This is a genomic window from Rhodobacteraceae bacterium LMO-JJ12 (assembly GCA_021555075.1).
GTDB lineage: Bacteria > Pseudomonadota > Alphaproteobacteria > Rhodobacterales > Rhodobacteraceae > JAKGBX01.
Genome location: JAKGBX010000009.1, coordinates 1 through 1,142 on the forward strand (window position 1 = coordinate 1; position 1,142 = coordinate 1,142).

Sequence of the window (1,142 nt, forward strand, 5' to 3'; positions counted from 1 at the left end):
ACCGTCATCTGCCCAATGTCGGCCCGACAGCCGAGAGCGGCCCGATGAACCTTTCGGACAAGATTGGCGGCATGCTCAACGAGCTGGAAAAAGCCCACATCTATATCGGTGAGCTGCACGACCGGATCGAGGAGCAGAACAACCGGATCGAGGAGTTGGCAGCGCAAATCAACAAAGGCTGACCCCGATAGGTGAGCGCTTTACATGACTTTGAATCTGGCCCGGGGCTTGCTCCGGGCCAAGTTCTGTGCCTCGTGCGGTGGAAGGCATTGCTATCCCGGAGGAGATCAAGGAAGAAGATAGCTAAGCCTATTCACTCAAAGGAGATTGATTGACGTGAAAGTTGCAACGAAACATTTTCTGGCCGCCGGGGTCAGCACTCTGGGCCTGATGGCCGGCGCGGCCCAGGCCGATATCATCCATGCCGATGACGTGATTGCCCAGTTTTCGATGTGTATCGGCATCGATTGCGTCAACGGCGAAGACTTCGGCTTCGACACCCTTCGGCTGAAGGAAAACAACGTCCGGATCAAGTTCGAAGATACCTCGGCCACGGGCTCCTTCCCGAGTTCAGACTGGCAACTGAGGGCCAATGACTCGGCCAATGGCGGCGCCGAAAAATTCACCATCGACGATGTCGACAACGGCACCCAGCCGTTTACCGTTCAGAAGGGCGCGGGCAGCAATGCGCTTTTTGTCGAGGCGGGCGGCGATGTCGGCTTTGGTACCTCGAACCCGGTTGTCGATTTGCATAGTGTGGACGGCAACACACCAACCCTGCGGCTGGAGCAGGATGGCTCTTCGGGCTTTGCCGCCCAGACCTGGGATATCGCGGGTAACGAGACCAACTTCTTCATCCGTGACGCGACCAATGGCAGCACGCTACCGTTCCGCATCGCACCGGGTGCGCCGACCAGTGCGATCCATATTGCCCATGACGGCGATGTCGGCATCGGCATCGCCGACCCCGAAGCCGCGCTGCACGTGAAGCGCGCAACCGGCGGCCCGGCCGAACTGCTCCGTCTGACCAACAATGCGGGCGGCTATATCGGGCTTGAGGATGGCTCGGTCGCGGCGGGTGACAACACCGGCCGGATCTGGAACATGCAGAATATCGCCGGTGAATATCGCATCACCACCGC

Annotated in this window: 2 protein-coding genes; both read left to right on the top strand. The window is 59.4% G+C overall.

The window, feature by feature from the left end; all coding sequences use genetic code 11:
- Positions 1-182 (top strand): hypothetical protein (locus tag LZG00_21015; GenBank protein ID MCF3596473.1); only part of this gene is annotated, 182 nt, incomplete at its 5' end.
- A gap of 154 nt (positions 183-336) precedes the next feature.
- Positions 337-1,142 (top strand): hypothetical protein (locus tag LZG00_21020; protein MCF3596474.1); only part of this gene is annotated, 806 nt, incomplete at its 3' end.